Below are 15812 nucleotides of genomic sequence, written 5' to 3'. Positions count from 1 at the left end.
CCGAATGACCGTGAACACCGATACCAAGACCGCCAAGACCGCCGCCGCCAGCCTGATCCTGTTCGACGCCGATGGGCGCGCGCGCAGGACGCAGGCGCACGCGCTGCGCGTGCAGCTGGCCGACGGCCGCAGCCTTACCGTGGACCTGTCGCAGGCCGCCGACGGCGTGCTCGCGCTGCTGGCCGAGCACACCGACGAGCGCCAGCAGGCCGGCCTGCTGGTGCGCCCGGACAACCACGACGCGCTCTCGGTGGCGGTGACCGCCACCCCGCTGGTCACCACCACCGGCACGCCGGCCACGCCGCCCGAGCTGGAACTGGCGCTGCAATACGGCGACGGCATGCGCGCCCGCCGCGGCCTGCCCACGCAGCGCAAGGTGCAGACCTGGGTGAAGTCGGCGCTGTACGCCGACGCGGCGCTGACCGTGCGCTTCGTCGGCGAGGAAGAGGGGCGCAGCCTGAACCGCAGCTACCGCGGCAAGGACTACGCCACCAATGTGCTGACCTTTGCCTATGCCGAGCACGAGGACGACCCGGTCAGCGGCGACATCGTGCTGTGCTGCCCCGTGGTGGAGCAGGAAGCACGCGAGCAGAAAAAGCCGCTCGAAGCGCACTATGCCCACCTGATCGTGCATGGCGTGCTGCACGCCCAGGGCTACGAGCACGAGGACGACGCCGAGGCCGAAGAGATGGAGGCGATCGAAACCGAGACCCTGCAGGCGCTCGGCTTCGCCGACCCGTACCTGGTGCGCGGCCAGGCCGCCTGAGCCCGTGCCGCGCCGGGCCGCGCGGTGCGCCCCCGGCGCCGCACGGCCTTGCGCTGTCACGGAACGCAAACTCTTTTGGTGTATCCTTTGACCGATCTCCACCACGCGCTCGCCGCGCCATGAACGACCCTTATCCCAGTTCGAAGCCAGTCGACCGACCCCGATCCCTGCTCGAACGGCTCTCGGATTTCATTTCCCCCGAGCCAGAATCCCGCGTTGAACTGCTGACGGTGCTGCAGGATGCGCACGCCCGCAACCTGATCGACGCCGACTCCCTCTCCATGATCGAGGGCGTGTTCCAGGTCTCCGAGCTGACCGCGCGCGACATCATGGTGCCGCGCGGCCAGATGGACATGGTCAACATCGCCGACGCGCCGGACAGCTTCATCCCCTTCATGCGGCAGACCGCGCACTCGCGCTTCCCCGTCTACGAGGGCAGCCGCGACAACGTCATCGGCATCCTGCTGGCCAAGGACCTGCTGCGCTACTACACGGACGAACAGTTCGACCTGCGCGAGACCCTGCGCCCGGCGGTCTTCATCCCCGAATCCAAGCGCCTGAACATCCTGCTGCGCGAGTTCCGCATCAACCGCAACCACATCGCGATGGTGGTGGACGAGTACGGCGGCGTCGCCGGCCTGGTCACCATCGAGGACGTGCTGGAACAGATCGTGGGCGACATCGAGGACGAGTTCGACCTCGACGAGGACCACGACAATATCGTGCAGTTGCCCGACGGCGGCTGGCGCGTGCACGGGCTGACCGAGATCGAGCAGTTCAACGAGGTCTTCGGCACCCAGTTCTCCGACCAGGACGTGGACACCGTGGGCGGCCTGCTGAGCAACCACCTCGGCCACGTGCCGCATCGCGGCGAGGTGGTGGTGCTGCCGCCGATGCGCTTCGAGGTCCTGCGCGCCGACGCCCGCCAGGTGCACCTGCTGCTGGTGCGCCGCGAGGCGCCCTCTTCCCTGCCCGACGTGGACGGCGCATGAGGCGCGGGTCCCCGGCCTGGACCGGCGCGGACGCGGCCGGGCGCGAACGCGCGCGCGGCGCCAGCCTGCCGCGCCTGCTTCTGGCCGCCGTGCTCGGCGTGGCCCACACGCAGGCCTACGCGCCGCACACCTGGTGGTGGCTGCAATTGCTGTCGCTGGCCGGGCTGGTGGCGCTGGTCGCCGACGCGCCGCGCGCGCGCAGCGCCGCCGCCGCCGGCTATGCCTTCGGCCTGGGCTGGTTCCTGTCCGGCGTGTGGTGGCTCTATATCAGCATGCACGTCTACGGCGAGATGCCGGCCTGGATGGCGATCCTGGCCGTGCTGCTGTTCGCCGCCTATCTCTCGCTCTACCCGGCGCTGGCCGCCGCGGCCTGGCACTGGCTGGGCGCGCGCGCCAGGGCTTCGGCATGGCTGATGCCGCTGGCCTTCGGCGCGGCGTGGGGCCTGTCGGAATGGCTGCGCGGCGTGGTGTTTACCGGTTTCCCGTGGCTGGCGAGCGGCTACGCCCACAGCGACGGCCCGCTGGCCGGCTTCGCGCCGCTGGTGGGCGTGTACGGCATCGGCGCGCTGGCCGGCGCGGTGGCCGCGCTGCTGGCGGCGGCGGTGCGCGGCCTCGGCCGCGGCGGCAGCCACAGGCGCGGCGGCTGGCTCGCGCTGGCGGCTGCCGCCGCGCTGCCGCTGGCCGGCGCGGCGCTGGCGCCGCTGGCCTGGACCACGCCGGCCGGCGAGCCGCTCAAGGTGCGGCTGCTGCAAGGCAACGTGGCGCAGGACATCAAGTTCGAGCCGGCCGGCGTGCAGCGCTCGATCGAACTGTACCGCGACCTGATCACGGCCGCCCCGGCCGACCTCGTGGTCACGCCCGAGACGGCGTTCCCGGTCATCCTGCAGGACCTGCCGGTGGACGTCGCCGTGGCGGTGCGCGACTTCAGCGCGGCCAGCGGCACCACCGTGCTGTTCGGCGCGGCGGGCGCGGACTCGCCGGTGGACTTCACCAACAGCGTGTTCGGGCTGGGCCCGCTGACCCGGCAGCTCTACCGCTACAACAAGCACCACCTGGTGCCGTTCGGCGAGTTCATCCCGTTCGGCTTCCACTGGTTCGTCGACATGATGAAGATGCCGCTCGGGGATTTCCGCCGCGGCGGGCTGGACCAGGCGCCGCTGCCGGTGCGCGGCATCATGGTGGCGCCCAATATCTGCTACGAGGATCTGTTCGGCGAGGAAATCGCCGAGACCCTGCGCAGCCAGCGGGTGCCGGCCAACATCCTGGCCAACGTGACCAACCTGGCGTGGTTCGGCGACACCATCGCGCTGGACCAGCATCTGCAGATCTCGCGCATGCGCGCGCTGGAGACGCGCCGCCCGATGCTGCGCTCGACCAACACCGGCATGACCGCCGTGGTTGCGCCCGACGGCGTGGTGACCGGCCGCCTGCCTACCTTCACGGTCGGCACGCTGGCGGCCACGGTACAGGGCACGCAGGGCTTCACGCCGTTCGTGCGCTGGGGCAACGCGCCGGTGCTGGCGGGCTGCCTGCTGGTGCTGGCGGCTGCCGCCTGGCGGCGGCGCGCGCGCCGCTTGGCCGGCTAAGCGGCTAAGCGGCTAAGCCGATACGCCCGCCACGGCGGACAGCACCGCCGCGGCGATCATCACGGCGATGGCGACGAGATAGGGCTTGCGAGAAAGAAGCGACATGACCAGTGTCCCCGTGTGGATGTCCGTGTGGATGGATTCGGATGCTTCGGCTGCTACGACGGCGACGACAGCGCCGCGCGCAACTCTGCCTAATACTGTATACAAAAACGCTATCGACCAGTATCGCCCGGGCCTTTAGGGGGCTTCGGTGTTTACCCGATTCGTTGCGCAACGCCGACACCGCCCGAAACGCCCCGCCGGCGCGGCAACCCATGCAAGGGCCGTGCCGATGGCGGGCCTGGCGGAAAAAACCGATAGAATTCAGGGTTTGGCACGAACTCCGTGCGGCGCGCCGGCGACTTTTGCCGCCACCGCGCCAGCCCTTGCCTGCCGGCCCTGCGTGATCGAGCACCACATGCGGGCCCCTACTTGTCTTCGCCGTCGTCTTTGCCGTCTTCGCCTATGCTGACCTTCCAACAAATGATCCTCACCCTGCAGTCCTACTGGGACCGGCAGGGTTGCGCACTCTTGCAACCCATCGATCTGGAGGTTGGCGCCGGAACGTCGCACGTGCACACCTTCCTGCGCGCGATAGGGCCGGAGCCGTGGCGCGCCGCCTACGTGCAGCCGTCGCGCCGTCCCAAGGACGGCCGCTACGGCGAGAATCCCAACCGCCTGCAGCACTACTACCAGTACCAGGTGGTGCTCAAGCCCGCGCCCGAGAACATCCTGGAGCTGTACCTGGGCTCGCTCGAGGCGCTGGGCCTGGACCTGAAGCAGAACGACATCCGCTTCGTCGAGGACGACTGGGAGAATCCCACGCTCGGCGCCTGGGGCCTGGGCTGGGAGGTCTGGCTCAACGGCATGGAGGTGACCCAGTTCACCTACTTCCAGCAGGTCGGCGGCATCGACTGCAAGCCCATCACCGGCGAGATCACCTACGGCATCGAGCGGCTGGCGATGTACCTGCAGAAGGTCGAGAACGTCTACGACCTGGTCTGGACCGAGTGGGAAGAAAACGGCAAGACCCGCCGCCTGACCTACGGCGACGTGTACCACCAGAACGAGGTGGAGCAGTCCACTTACAACTTCGAGCAGAGCAACGCGGAGATCCTGTTCCGCCATTTCGCCGAGCACGAAGCCGAGGCCAGGCGCCTGATGGGCACCGCCGAAGGCCAGGAAGCCGCAGCGGACGCGCCCGCCACGGAGGCCGCCAGGCGCCTGCCGCTGCCCGCCTACGAGCAGTTGCTCAAGGCCGCGCACACCTTCAACCTGCTGGACGCGCGCGGCGCGATCTCGGTCACCGAGCGCGCCGCCTACATCGGCCGCATCCGCAACCTGTCGCGCTCGGTGGCGCAGGCCTACTACGAATCGCGCGAGGCGCTCGGCTTCCCGATGTGCGACCGCGGGGCCGCCGCATGACGCTCACCGCGCGCGGCGCCTGGCGCCGGGGCGCTGCCCTGGCGGTGCTGGCCCTGGCCGCGCATGGCGCGGCCGGCGCCACCGTGCCCGTGCCAAGCCCGCAGGTGCTGTACCTGCCGGCCGACCTGTCCAACGTGTGCGAGGCCAACCCGCAGGCGCTGCAGCAGGCCATCGACCGGCACTGGCATGGTGCGTTCGGCCCCAACAACGCGCTGGACCAGTGGACCCAGCTGGTGCGCACGTTCTCGTGCGACCTGTCCGGCTCCAAGGACCTGGGCTGGCACCGCGTGCCGCTGCGTGCCTACGAGAGCGCGATCCGCTACCCGCTGACCTGGACCGAGACGCAGACCGTCAACGGCCGCGTGAAGCGCCAGGTCAGGACCTATTATTCGGCGGCGCAGTTGCCGCCCCGGATCGATTTCTGGGTCAGCGGCCGCATCGACGAGATCCGCTACGACAAGCGCCTGCGCCGGCTCGATGCGCGCTTCTTCGCGCCGCGCCAGGCCGCCGGCGCATCCGGCGCGCGCGGCAGCAGCCCCGCCGCGGACACGCAGTGCGCGGCGACCACGCTGCAATTCCGCCAGCAGAACGGCCTGTGGCTGCTGTCCGGCGTAGAACCCACTACCGCACCGCGCTGCTGACGCGCAGCGCGTGCCCCAACTTGCTGGAAACGATTCATGTCGCAACTCCTGACCGATTCGAACGATACGCTGCTGATCGAGCTGTTTACCGAAGAGCTGCCGCCCAAGGCGCTGGCGCGCCTGGGCGAAGCCTTCGCGCAGGGCCTGTTCGCCGGCCTCTCGGCGCAAGGCCTGCTGGGTGACGGCGCGGCCGTGACCGCGTTCGCCACGCCGCGCCGCCTGGCCGCGCAGGTGACCCGCGTGCGCCGCAGCGCGCCCGACCGCGAGCAGCGCGAAAAGGTGCTGCCGCTGTCGGTGGCGCTCGACGCCAACGGCGAGCCCACGCCCCCGCTGGCCAAGAAGCTGGCCGCGCTGGCCCGGTCGGTGGGCGTGGAGTCGATCGACTGGCAGGGTCTGGAGCGCGCCTCCGACGGCAAGGCCGACGCCTTCTTCTACCGCTACACCGCGCGCGGCGCGGAGCTGGTCGCGGGCCTGCAGGCGGCGCTCGACGACACCATCGCCAAGCTGCCCATCCCCAAGGTGATGAGCTACCAGCGCCCGGACGGCAGCACCGTGCATTTCGTGCGCCCCGCGCACCGCCTGGTCGCCCTGCTGGGCGCCGAGGTGGTGCCGGTGACGGCGCTGGGCCTGCAGGCCGGCCGCACCACGCAAGGCCACCGCTTCCTGTCGGCCGGCGCGATCGAGATCGCCCACGCCGGCGAGTACGCCGCCGTGCTGGAGGCGCAGGGGCGCGTGCTGGCCAGCTACGCCGAGCGCCGCGAGCGCATCCGCGCCGCGCTGCTGGAGCAGGCCGGCGCCGACCAGGTCATCATGCCCGACGCCCTGCTCGACGAAGTCAACTCGCTGGTGGAATGGCCGGTGGTCTACGCCTGCCATTTCGAGGAAGCCTTCCTCGAAGTGCCGCAGGAATGCCTGATCCTGACCATGCAGACCAACCAGAAGTACTTCGCGCTGACCGACGCCGCCGGCCATCTGCGCAACCGCTTCCTGATCGTCTCCAACCTGGCCACCGACACGCCGCAGTCCATCATCACCGGCAACGAGCGCGTGGTGCGCCCGCGCCTGGCCGACGCCAAGTTCTTCTTCGACCAGGACCGCAAGAAGACCCTGGCCTCGCGCGTGCCGCAGCTGGGCAGCGTGGTCTACCACAACAAGATCGGCTCGCAGCTCGACCGCGTGCAGCGCCTGCAGCAGATCGCCGGGCACATCGCCGACGCGATGGCCGCGGCCGGCATCGCCGTGGACAAGGCGGCCGCCATGCGCGGCGCCGAGCTGGCCAAGGCCGACCTGCTGACCGACATGGTGGGCGAGTTCCCCGAGCTGCAGGGCACCATGGGCACCTACTACGCGCGCCACGACGGCGAGGCCGAGGAAGTGGCGCTGGCCTGCTCCGAACACTACCGCCCGCGCTTTGCCGGCGACGCGCTGCCGGGCGGTCCGGTGAGCCTGGCCGTGGCGCTGGCCGACAAGCTCGAGACGCTGGTCGGCATCTGGGGCATCGGCCTGTCGCCCACCGGCGAGAAGGACCCGTTCGCGCTGCGCCGCCACGCGCTGGGCATCCTGCGCATGCTGGTGGAAACGCCGCTGCCGCTGACGGTGGACACGCTGCTGCAGGTCGCGCAGCAATCCTTCGCCGGCATCGCCGCGGTCAAGCCCGCACCGGACGCCATCGCCGACTTCCTCTACGACCGCCTGCGCGGCTACCTGAAGGACAAGGGCTACACCACAAACGAAGTGGAAGCGGTGGTGAGCCAGCGCCCGCAGCGCCTGGACGACATCCTGGCGCGCCTGGAAGCCGTGCGCACCTTCGCCGCGCTGCCGCAGGCCGAGGCGCTGGCCGCGGCCAACAAACGCATCACCAACATCCTGCGCAAGAACAGCGAGCCGGTGGGCCAGGTCCAGCCCGCGCTGCTGCAGGAAGCCGCCGAAAGCGCGCTGCATGCCGCCGTGGAAAGCGCGCGCCCGCAGGTGGAGGCCGCCTTCGCCAGCGGCGACTTCGCCGCCGCGCTGCGCGACCTGGCGCAGCTGCGCGAGGCGGTGGACCGCTTCTTCAACGACGTCATGGTGATGGCCGAGGACGCGCAGCTGCGCGCCAACCGGCTGGCGCTGCTGGCCTCGCTGCACGTGCTGGCCAACCGCGTGGCCGACATCTCCAAGCTCGCCGCGTAAGCAGCGGCACCGTACCGGGAGGCCATCATGCCGCAGACTCCGCCCAAGCTCGTCATCCTGGACCGCGACGGGGTGGTCAACCTCGACAGCGACCAGTTCATCAAGACGCCGGACGAATGGATCGCCATCGAAGGCAGCCTGGAGGCGATCGCCTCGCTCAACCAGGCCGGCTACCGCGTGGTGATCGTCAGCAACCAGTCCGGCATCGGCCGCGGCCTGTTCGAGATGAGCGCGCTCAACGCCATGCATGAAAAGATGCACAAGGCGCTGGCCAACCTGGGCGGCCGCGTCGATGCGGTGTTCTTCTGCCCGCATACCGCCGCCGACGGCTGCGACTGCCGCAAGCCCAAGCCCGGCATGCTGGAACAGCTCGCCGAGCGCTTCGGCGTGGAACTCAAGGGCGTGCCGCTGGTGGGCGACTCGCTGCGCGACCTCGAAGCCGGCGTGGCGGTGGCCTGCGCCCCGCACCTGGTGCTCACCGGCAAGGGCCAGCAGACCCTGGCCAAGGGCGGCCTGCCGGCGGGCACGCTGGTCCACGATGACCTGCGCGCGTTCGCGCGCTGGCTGCTCACCGGCGACGGCGCCCCGCGCCTGGCCGCCTCCTGAATCCCCTGCGCCCTTTCGCCCTTTCCCGCACCGATGATCTTTCTTCGCTCCCTGCTGTTCGCGCTGTACCTGCTGGTGCTGACGCCGCCCTACGCCTGCGCGTGCTTCATCGCCTTTCCGTTCATGAGCGCCAACCGCCGCTACGCCTTCGTGCGCGGCTGGCCGCGGCTGGTGATCGCCGCCGCCACGCTGATCTGCGGTATCCGCTACCGCTTCGAAGGCTACGAGAACTTCGACAGCGTGCTCGACAAGCCGGTGGTGGTGCTGTCCAAGCACCAGTCGGCCTGGGAAACCGTGGCCTACGTGGCCACCATGCCCAAGCCGATGTGCTTCGTGTTCAAGCGCGAACTGCTGATGGTGCCGTTCTTCGGCTGGGCCCTGGGCATGCTCAAGATGGTGCACATCAACCGCAAGGAAGGCACCCGCGCGTTCGCCTCGGCCGTGCGCCAGGGCCGCGAGCGGCTGGCCGAAGGCGCCTGGATCATCATGTTCCCGGAAGGCACGCGCACGCCCTCGGGCATGGAAAAGCCCCGCTACAAGAGCGGCGGCGCGCGCCTCGCGGTGGAGACCGGCGCGTGGGTGGTGCCGCTCGCGGTCAACTCCGGCCGCCTGTGGCCGCGCAACTCCTTCCTGAAGTATCCGGGCACCATCACGGTCTCGGTCGGCAAGCCGATTTCCTCGGCCAACAAGACCGCCGACCAGGTCAACCAGGAAGTCGAGACGTGGATCGAGCAAGATATGCGTAGAATCGACGCCCAGAGCTACCGGAGCCGCGAGCCCGCATGAAATTGCTGCGCCAATCCCCCGACGCCCCTGGTTCCCAGATGGAACTGCCGCTGTCCGACGCCCTCGCGGGCGAGGGCACGGCGCCGGGCGGATGCACACCGGCGCAGCCCCTCCTGCCCAGCGCCCAGCCCTGGCCGCTGCCGCAACCCAACGCCCGGCGCCTGCAGGTCGGCGAACGCAGCGTGCACTACACGCTCAAGCGTTCGTCGCGCCGGACCATCGGCTTCACCGTGGACGACCGCGGCCTGTCCATCACCGCGCCGCGCTGGGTGACCCTGGCCGACATCGAGTCCGCCATCTTCGAGAAGCAGCGCTGGATCTTCAACAAGCTCGGCGAATGGCGCCACCGCGAAGCCCGCCGCGTGCTGCCCACCGTGCAATGGCGCGAAGGCGCCAGCCTGCCCTTCCTTGGCCAGCCCATCACGCTGCAGCTCGAATCGCCGGCCGGCATCCTGCTGTTCGACGCCGACACCCGCGTCCTGCACCTCGCGCTGCCGCCGCACGCCGACGAGCAACAGATCAAGGACCGCGTGCAAGGCTGGCTGCAGCACCAGGCCCGGCGGCTGCTGGCGCAGCGCCTGGACCACTACGCAGAAAAACTCGGCGTGCGGCACAGCGCCTTCGCGCTGACCTCCGCCGCCACGCGCTGGGGCAGCTGTACCGCGGACGGCAAGATCCGGCTGAACTGGCGGCTCATGCATTTCCCGATGTCGATGATCGACTATGTGGCGGCGCACGAACTGGCGCATCTCAAGGAGATGAATCACAGCCCGAGGTTCTGGGACACGGTGGCGTCGATCTTCCCGGAGTTCCGGGATGCGAGGGCGCAGTTGCGGGCGCATCCGCCGGAGTTGTTGCCGACTTTTTGAGATGCGCGGCCGCGCGCGTCTGGCCCCTCCCCGCCGTGCGCCCTGCTTGCCAAGGCGCCAGGTTCCCCGACAGCCGCATATCAGACCAGCGCCCTGCCCGCACGCCGCGCCTTGCTGCTCGCGATACATGACAAGCCAGGTCGATCTTGGGATCTGCCCCATGCGGGCCACTTTCTCTGCGCGCCGCTAAACCAACCCTGCACCAGGAACGCGGCAGCGTCGCTCTCGCGCCACACATTGCGAACAAATGTCAATACACAGGCATCGCCGATGTGTCTGCATTCGACCCGCACGTCTTTGCGTATTGGGTATTCATTGGAGATTCGATTTCCTTTAATTATGAATTCCGAATTTTCTCCAGGAAAATGAGATTCTTCCGATTGAATTCTCTCGATCGTCACTTCTATCATCAAGCTTGATTTGCTGTGTTGTCACTTGGTGATTGGCGCAGCGATAACGTGCCACGAACACAACGTATCGCGTCATTTGTCATTTGCAGCGGGAAACGTTCAATCCGGCACGAAGAACCAAGCGTAATGGCATGGCAAGAACGGAGTGAACAGCAATGGCGGCAGTTCTTGATGAATTCGAAGCAACCGGCATTCGCGCGCTGACCACCGGGCAGCAAGCGTATTTTCTGGAAGTCCCCGGCACGGCCAGCGTTGCCGCACTGTCGGTGGTGTCCTTCGAAGCGGTGGAGCGGATGGGCGAGCCTTATGCCGTCACCATCCAGCTGACGCACCCGCTCGAGCTTGACCGGGCCGGCTATCTCGGCAAAGACGCAACCTTCGTGATCGATCCCGCCGACGGCAGCGAGCCGCGCAAGTTTGCCGGCTGCATCACGCGCTTCTCCAAGACCCGCCAGACCCGGGATTTCCGCGGCTACGAAATCGTGGTCGAGCCGCTGGTCGCGCGGCTACGGCTCACGCGGGCCAGCCGCATCTACCAGCAGCAGACCGCACCGCAGATCATCGAGGCCATCCTGCGCCGCCACGACCTCAAGGGCCACCAGTTCGTCTTCAAGACGCGCCGCAAATACCCGGCGCACGCCTTCCGCATGCAGTACCAGATGTCGGATTGGGACTATATCCGGCTGCTGATGGAGCAGGAGGGCTTGTACTGCTATTTCACCCAAGAAGACCGGCGCTGACGTCATGACGCCGCTGCCTATCAATGGCGATCCCGATAGCGAGATCTATCTGTCGCCGGCGTGGTATGGGTTGGTGCCGGATGCGAATTTGGGGTTGATGAATCCGGCGGGAAAGGAGGTCAACGCGCAAGATGACGATGGATTCATACCAGACGAGAGTACTCCGCGAGATGCATTAAGCCGGACAGTTGAGCGCGTTCGAGTATTCCACCGTGCGATCGAGAAACGATACAAGACGCCGACCTTTGCTCACTACGGCGCCCAAGGGAGGCGCGATGCCGACAGTGACAAAGGCGGAATGTTCGGCACGGGCGTAATGGCGAGCAAGAACCGCTTCACTTGGGGAGAGGTAGCCTGGGAGGGGGGCGACATTGGAGCGCATGAGCCGAGCAATATCAACATCGTTGGCGACGATGGCAATGGCAAGTTGAGGACGTCAAGCGGGCTGAGCCTAACGATTGGTACCCCAGATTGCCCTGGCGACGGTACTGTGCCGGACCTCTCTGGCGCGGCGCCTAGGAAGGCCGGTATTGCATTGAGCTTTGCACATGGGCAGGGCAATCGGGGGGAGCGAAATAGTAAATTTTGCTACGACCATCAGGGGAGCTATGGCGACAAGCATCTGCGCTCGCTCTATTCCACGATGTTCGCCGTCATTAAGATCGCCCAGCAGGCGCAGTGGCACAAGAAGGAGTCAGCATGAAAGAAGGATGGAAAATCCGTGCTATTGGGCGGCATCTGATAAACGTTCCAGGTGATGCAAGGCTGATCGAGAGCTATAAGTACAATAAAGTGAAGATTGAACCGTTGCCAGATGTTCAGACTCAGGCGGACTTTGACGAGCTGGTTGTTCAGCGAGAGCAGACATTGCGCGCGGCTAAGCACGATAAGCATGGCAGCATGTTTATCGAACGCGTGTCACATGCCAATGGCTCGGTAACACTAATTTCATGGGAAGCTCCGGATTCGACTATTCTCTATCGCTTCGATACTTATTTCCCTGCGGGATCAGTGTTCTTGAAGTACTCCGGAGACGTATCGCCAAGCCGCCGCGAATCGGCATTGTCCGTTCGATCTGATCTATCCCGAAAGTGGCATGAGATTGCAGAGGGGGAAACTCCAACTGGCATTGGCTACACAGCAGGCGATGCGATCTTGGTGGACAAGCATCTGAACTTCGAAAGCTGGGAGATGGTCATTCAATTGGCCGGCAAGCCCGATGTGTCGTTGACGGTTACTTCATATGTGCAACGCAGCGTGGAACCCGGCCTGCGCAAGCGTGCCGGCGGCATCCTGGCTGGACTGCTGGGCACCGTAGCCGGTGTCACCCAATTGCGCAACCGCGCGCGTCCGGTTGGCCCCATCGAGGCCGATGAAATCCTGGTGGCCGGCACGCAGGACGGTAAGCGAACCTACGGTTTCAAATGGGAAGCGCCAGGAAAAGCGGACTCCCTGGCCGAGCCCAACCTGAATGTGTCGCTGCAGGTCGGCGAGAGCGCTTACCTCACCAACAAGGAATCGTTCGCCAGCGACGAGGAAGCGCTGGAATTGTGGGATGCCGTGGTGGATTCACTGCGTTTGCGCCCGGGGGCAGTATGAGCAAGTTCTCTCGCCGCCGCATGCTCCTGGCAATGACAGCCGCACCGGTGTCGATGCTGGCTTCGAGGTATTCGCTTGCTTCGCCCTCCAACTTTTCGGTACGGGAAGCCATGCGCTATTTGTGCGAAGAGGTTTTCCCTTCAGTTCACCAGAAGCGCCACGAAGGTGCTGGTGAGTGGCCACTACGCGCGGCTTTTTCACACATTCTCTTGTCCTCTGCGAGCGCTGCATGACGATTGATTTCTCGCCTCTGCCGATAGCCATGACGCTTGGGATCATCAAGATTATCTGACAGATGCAATGGCACAAAGAAGGGAGTCAGCATGAAGGAGGGATGGAAAACTCGTGCGATTGGTCGACATCTGGTCGAATTACCAGCGGATGTGCGAACTGTCGAGAGCTATAAGTACAACGAGGTGAGAATTGAACCATTACGAGAAATTCAGACACGGGGGGATTTTGACAATCTGATTGCTCGACGGGAACAGGCATTGCGAGCAACAAAGCACGATAAACATGGCAGCATGTTTATCGAACGGGTACCGCATGCTAATGGCTCAGTCACATTGATTTCGTGGAACAAGACAACGAGTGACATATTGTATCGCTTTGACACCTATTTCTTGGCCGGAACCAGAACCTTGGCTTACTCGGGGAGCGTATCGCCAAGTCGTCGAGAATCGGCTTTGTCCGTTCGAGATGAACTATCCCGAGAATGGCGGGAGATTCCAACAGGGGAAATTCCAACTGGCATTGGTTATGCGGCAAGCGATGCGATCTTGATAGACAATGATCTGAACTTCGAAAGCTGGGCAATGATCATTCGCTTGGCCGGCAAGCCCGATGTATCGTTGACGGTTACTTCATATGTGCAACGCAGCGTGGAACCCGGCCTGCGCAAGCGTGCCGGCGGCATCCTGGCTGGACTGCTGGGCACCGTAGCCGGTGTCACCCAATTGCGCAACCGCGCGCGTCCGGTTGGCCCCATCGAGGCCGATGAAATCCTGGTGGCCGGCACACAGGACGGTAAGCGAACCTACGGTTTCAAATGGGAAGCGCCGGGAAAAGCGGACTCCCTGGCCGAGCCCAACCTGAATGTGTCGCTGCAGGTCGGCGAGAGCGCTTACCTCACCAACAAGGAATCGTTCGCCAGCGACGAGGAAGCACTGGAATTGTGGGATGCCGTAGTGGATTCACTGCGTTTGCGCCCGGGGGCCGTATGAGCAAGTTCTCTCGCCGCCGCATGCTCCTGGCAATGACAGCCTCGCCGGTGTCGATGCTGGCTTCGGAGCATTCGCTTGCTTCGCCCTCTCACCTTTCGGTAGCGGAAGCCATGCGCTATTTGTGCGAAGAGGTTTTCCCTTCAGTTCATCAGAAGCGCTACGAATCCCGCGATGCTGCCGCAGGCAGGTGTCACCGCGCGCATGCGCTTGCGGCACGTCCCCTCGTCTTGTTTGGCACGGAATGACCGGAGCAGGACATGGCTGTTGATTTCTCGCTGCTGCCGACAGAAGAGCCGGAGATGACCACGCGGCCGTCGCGAGTGGTATGGGCGATCGCGTTCCTTGCCATGGCACTGGGAGGCGCATTGGCGGTTCTCCTGTTATGGCCGAAGCATTTGCCGACGCACACATGGAGATTCTGGCTAACCCTGGCCCTTTTCCCCTTGGGGCTGCCTGCCTGGATAGTGCTGCGCCGGTATGGTCACCATGAGGGCCGCAAGCTCGACGTTTTGATGCGCAACGAAGCGATTCGCAGGTACAACGCGCACGTTTTTGCTATGGCGGCGCGTCCGCTGGCGGTGCTCGGCGCGGCTCATCGGATCTCGTCGGATCGGAATGAGAACGCACTGGCCGGCATACAGGCTGGTACGGTCAGGATCGCTACTCGGGAGCCCATCGCCAGCGAAGGCGATCCGGTGAGGGCTCGCTGGCTGGAGGTGCCTGGCGTACAGCTTGTGCCCGGTGGAAAAGAGAGAGACGAGGTGCGCCATTGCGAGGTGACGCGATGGCTGTATTCAGAGCTGCTTGACGAGCTTTCAGTACAAATTCGAGCGTTGCCTCTGCAAACTGGTCTGGGCATTTGTCTTTGGGTCTCGGGTGGATTGCGAAGGCAGGACTATGTGGCGCTCTGGCGGAAAGCCTGGCAAGAACGTCGGTTTCGAGCCATGGAGATTGTCGAAGAGACTGAGCCGACCGGTCTTCGTGTTCTCGATGGCTGGCTCGACGAGATTGCTGGCCAGGGCGAACGCCACGCGAGGCTGATCGTAGCCATTCAACTGCATCCGGTGCTGAGCGCCACGCCGCCCGCTGGCGCGGCCGAGGCGGGCGTGGCGATCCTGCTCATGCCAGACGAACCAGCAAGCAGGTTGGCCGTGATGCGTCAGGCAAACCTCCATCGTCCAGTACACGGCCCTTTTGAACAGTCGAACGACGTCTTGTCACATGCTCTTAAATGGGGCGATATCACGGCTGCGGGCATCAAGGGTGTCTGGCGGACCGGTCTCGACGCGGCAAAGGCTGGCGCTCTGCACAGCGAGGCCATGAAGATGGGACTCGGCGCACAGCCCATAGATCTCGATCAGACCGTAGGACATGCCGGGACAGCAGCAGCTTGGCTCGCAATCGCGTGTTCGGCGGGAACGCTGTCCGGCGACGCTCCAAACCAGCTTGTATTTGTCGGCGAGCCGGGCGGTGTGGATGTCGCGGTCATTCGAAGGCAATCGCTCGAAACGGGGCCAGTCTAGATAGCGGCTTGGCCGTGATCCATGGTCAAGCTGCCAAGGCGGTTGGTTCGTTGGCGCTTCAGAGTTTCGGAGGACGATGCATAGGGAGCGGATTTTGGTGAGACGTTACGACATCACGAAAGGAGATTTCACCACGCTGGGTGGAGTCGTTGTGGGCGGTGACGGTGGAGACATGCTGGGCGGCCGTGAGCAGGCCTATGAGAATGATCTGGTGTGGTGTCCAGTCTGCAAGACGATGGGGCGGATCGTTTGCGTTGGTCCGCGATTGGTGATGACGGGGCCTGACGCGCGACAAGCGGCTTTGAGCGATGACCTTTGTGTCTGTGGCTGTGAGCCGAGTCCGCGGCTGATGCCGTCACAGCGCTCATCGTATATGGATGTCTAGGTTCACAGGACAGGTGACGTTCACGTCGACCATTCCAGATAGGCTCGATA

At 65.5% G+C, this 15812-nt stretch carries 15 protein-coding genes and 1 pseudogene; 15 read left to right on the top strand and 1 reads right to left on the bottom strand.

The window, feature by feature from the left end; genetic code table 11:
* Positions 1-4 precede the first annotated feature (4 nt).
* The 9 genes from ybeY (at position 5) to ACKI2N_RS04100 (ending at position 9882) form a co-directional block, all read left to right on the top strand.
* A complete protein-coding gene (gene ybeY, locus ACKI2N_RS04140) occupies positions 5-766 on the top strand; it encodes an rRNA maturation RNase YbeY (protein ID WP_420995995.1) in 762 nt (253 codons plus the stop codon).
* Positions 767-885: 119 nt separating this feature from the next.
* Positions 886-1758 (top strand): HlyC/CorC family transporter, encoded by an 873-nt coding sequence (locus ACKI2N_RS04135; protein ID WP_420995994.1) that lies wholly within the window; start codon positions 886-888, stop codon positions 1756-1758.
* The gene (lnt, locus tag ACKI2N_RS04130) at positions 1755-3344 is read left to right on the top strand and encodes an apolipoprotein N-acyltransferase (protein WP_420995993.1); all 1590 of its coding nucleotides are present in this window, start codon (positions 1755-1757) and stop codon (positions 3342-3344) included. Before ACKI2N_RS04135 ends, lnt begins: the two co-directional genes overlap by 4 nt.
* Before the next feature lie 507 nt (positions 3345-3851).
* Positions 3852-4811, top strand: a complete 960-nt coding sequence (gene glyQ, locus ACKI2N_RS04125; protein ID WP_420995992.1) for a glycine--tRNA ligase subunit alpha — start codon at positions 3852-3854, stop codon at positions 4809-4811.
* The gene (locus ACKI2N_RS04120; protein WP_420995991.1) at positions 4808-5452 is read left to right on the top strand and encodes a hypothetical protein; all 645 of its coding nucleotides are present in this window, start codon (positions 4808-4810) and stop codon (positions 5450-5452) included. Before glyQ ends, ACKI2N_RS04120 begins: the two co-directional genes overlap by 4 nt.
* 36 nt (positions 5453-5488) lie before the next feature.
* Positions 5489-7621: a glycine--tRNA ligase subunit beta gene (gene glyS / locus ACKI2N_RS04115; RefSeq protein ID WP_420995990.1), complete on the top strand. Its 2133-nt coding sequence runs from the start codon at positions 5489-5491 to the stop codon at positions 7619-7621.
* A gap of 27 nt (positions 7622-7648) precedes the next feature.
* A complete protein-coding gene (gmhB, locus tag ACKI2N_RS04110; RefSeq protein WP_420995989.1) occupies positions 7649-8227 on the top strand; it encodes a D-glycero-beta-D-manno-heptose 1,7-bisphosphate 7-phosphatase in 579 nt (192 codons plus the stop codon).
* A 33-nt stretch (positions 8228-8260) separates the two neighbouring features.
* Positions 8261-9013, top strand: coding sequence for a lysophospholipid acyltransferase family protein (locus ACKI2N_RS04105; protein ID WP_420995988.1), 753 nt, complete (start codon positions 8261-8263; stop codon positions 9011-9013).
* A complete protein-coding gene (locus tag ACKI2N_RS04100) occupies positions 9010-9882 on the top strand; it encodes a M48 family metallopeptidase (RefSeq protein WP_420995987.1) in 873 nt (290 codons plus the stop codon). The genes ACKI2N_RS04105 and ACKI2N_RS04100 overlap by 4 nt, the downstream gene beginning before the upstream one ends.
* 80 nt (positions 9883-9962) lie before the next feature.
* Here ACKI2N_RS04100 and ACKI2N_RS04095 read toward each other — a convergent pair whose 3' ends face one another.
* On the bottom strand, positions 9963-10295 hold the full coding sequence (locus ACKI2N_RS04095) for a hypothetical protein (protein WP_420995986.1): 333 nt from the start codon (positions 10293-10295) through the stop codon (positions 9963-9965).
* Between the two features lie 152 nt (positions 10296-10447).
* On the opposite strand from ACKI2N_RS04095, the pseudogene ACKI2N_RS04090 reads away from it, so the two are divergent.
* From ACKI2N_RS04090 to ACKI2N_RS04065, 6 genes and pseudogenes are all read left to right on the top strand, one after another.
* Positions 10448-11011: pseudogene (locus ACKI2N_RS04090) on the top strand (contractile injection system protein, VgrG/Pvc8 family); the annotation flags it as partial.
* Positions 11012-11036: 25 nt separating this feature from the next.
* On the top strand, positions 11037-11735 hold the full coding sequence (locus tag ACKI2N_RS04085) for a hypothetical protein (RefSeq protein WP_420995985.1): 699 nt from the start codon (positions 11037-11039) through the stop codon (positions 11733-11735).
* Positions 11732-12631 carry a T6SS immunity protein Tli4 family protein gene (locus ACKI2N_RS04080; RefSeq protein ID WP_420995984.1) on the top strand — a complete coding sequence of 300 codons (900 nt, stop codon included), beginning with the start codon at positions 11732-11734 and terminating at the stop codon, positions 12629-12631. The genes ACKI2N_RS04085 and ACKI2N_RS04080 overlap by 4 nt, the downstream gene beginning before the upstream one ends.
* A 323-nt stretch (positions 12632-12954) precedes the next feature.
* Positions 12955-13854 carry a T6SS immunity protein Tli4 family protein gene (locus ACKI2N_RS04075; RefSeq protein WP_420995983.1) on the top strand — a complete coding sequence of 300 codons (900 nt, stop codon included), beginning with the start codon at positions 12955-12957 and terminating at the stop codon, positions 13852-13854.
* A gap of 257 nt (positions 13855-14111) precedes the next feature.
* The gene (locus ACKI2N_RS04070; RefSeq protein ID WP_420995982.1) at positions 14112-15377 is read left to right on the top strand and encodes a hypothetical protein; all 1266 of its coding nucleotides are present in this window, start codon (positions 14112-14114) and stop codon (positions 15375-15377) included.
* A 97-nt stretch (positions 15378-15474) separates the two neighbouring features.
* Positions 15475-15762, top strand: coding sequence for a PAAR domain-containing protein (locus ACKI2N_RS04065; RefSeq protein ID WP_081651641.1), 288 nt, complete (start codon positions 15475-15477; stop codon positions 15760-15762).
* The last annotated feature ends 50 nt before the right edge of the window (positions 15763-15812 follow it).

This window comes from Cupriavidus sp. 30B13 (assembly GCF_049059565.2).
GTDB lineage: Bacteria > Pseudomonadota > Gammaproteobacteria > Burkholderiales > Burkholderiaceae > Cupriavidus.
This window is presented reverse-complemented; position numbering and strand designations above follow the sequence as displayed.

Bases quoted from the DNA above. Each gene is read 5' to 3' on its own strand.
- ACKI2N_RS04120 (WP_420995991.1), top strand. From the start codon at position 4,808: ATGACGCTCACCGCGCGCGGCGCCTGGCGCCGGGGCGCTGCCCTGGCG.
- ACKI2N_RS04100 (WP_420995987.1), top strand. From the start codon at position 9,010: ATGAAATTGCTGCGCCAATCCCCCGACGCCCCTGGTTCCCAGATGGAA.
- ACKI2N_RS04085 (WP_420995985.1), top strand. From the start codon at position 11,037: ATGACGCCGCTGCCTATCAATGGCGATCCCGATAGCGAGATCTATCTG.
- lnt (WP_420995993.1), top strand. From the start codon at position 1,755: ATGAGGCGCGGGTCCCCGGCCTGGACCGGCGCGGACGCGGCCGGGCGC.
- ybeY (WP_420995995.1), top strand. From the start codon at position 5: ATGACCGTGAACACCGATACCAAGACCGCCAAGACCGCCGCCGCCAGC.
- ACKI2N_RS04080 (WP_420995984.1), top strand. From the start codon at position 11,732: ATGAAAGAAGGATGGAAAATCCGTGCTATTGGGCGGCATCTGATAAAC.
- ACKI2N_RS04135 (WP_420995994.1), top strand. From the start codon at position 886: ATGAACGACCCTTATCCCAGTTCGAAGCCAGTCGACCGACCCCGATCC.
- ACKI2N_RS04105 (WP_420995988.1), top strand. From the start codon at position 8,261: ATGATCTTTCTTCGCTCCCTGCTGTTCGCGCTGTACCTGCTGGTGCTG.
- ACKI2N_RS04070 (WP_420995982.1), top strand. From the start codon at position 14,112: ATGGCTGTTGATTTCTCGCTGCTGCCGACAGAAGAGCCGGAGATGACC.
- ACKI2N_RS04075 (WP_420995983.1), top strand. From the start codon at position 12,955: ATGAAGGAGGGATGGAAAACTCGTGCGATTGGTCGACATCTGGTCGAA.
- glyQ (WP_420995992.1), top strand. From the start codon at position 3,852: ATGCTGACCTTCCAACAAATGATCCTCACCCTGCAGTCCTACTGGGAC.
- glyS (WP_420995990.1), top strand. From the start codon at position 5,489: ATGTCGCAACTCCTGACCGATTCGAACGATACGCTGCTGATCGAGCTG.
- gmhB (WP_420995989.1), top strand. From the start codon at position 7,649: ATGCCGCAGACTCCGCCCAAGCTCGTCATCCTGGACCGCGACGGGGTG.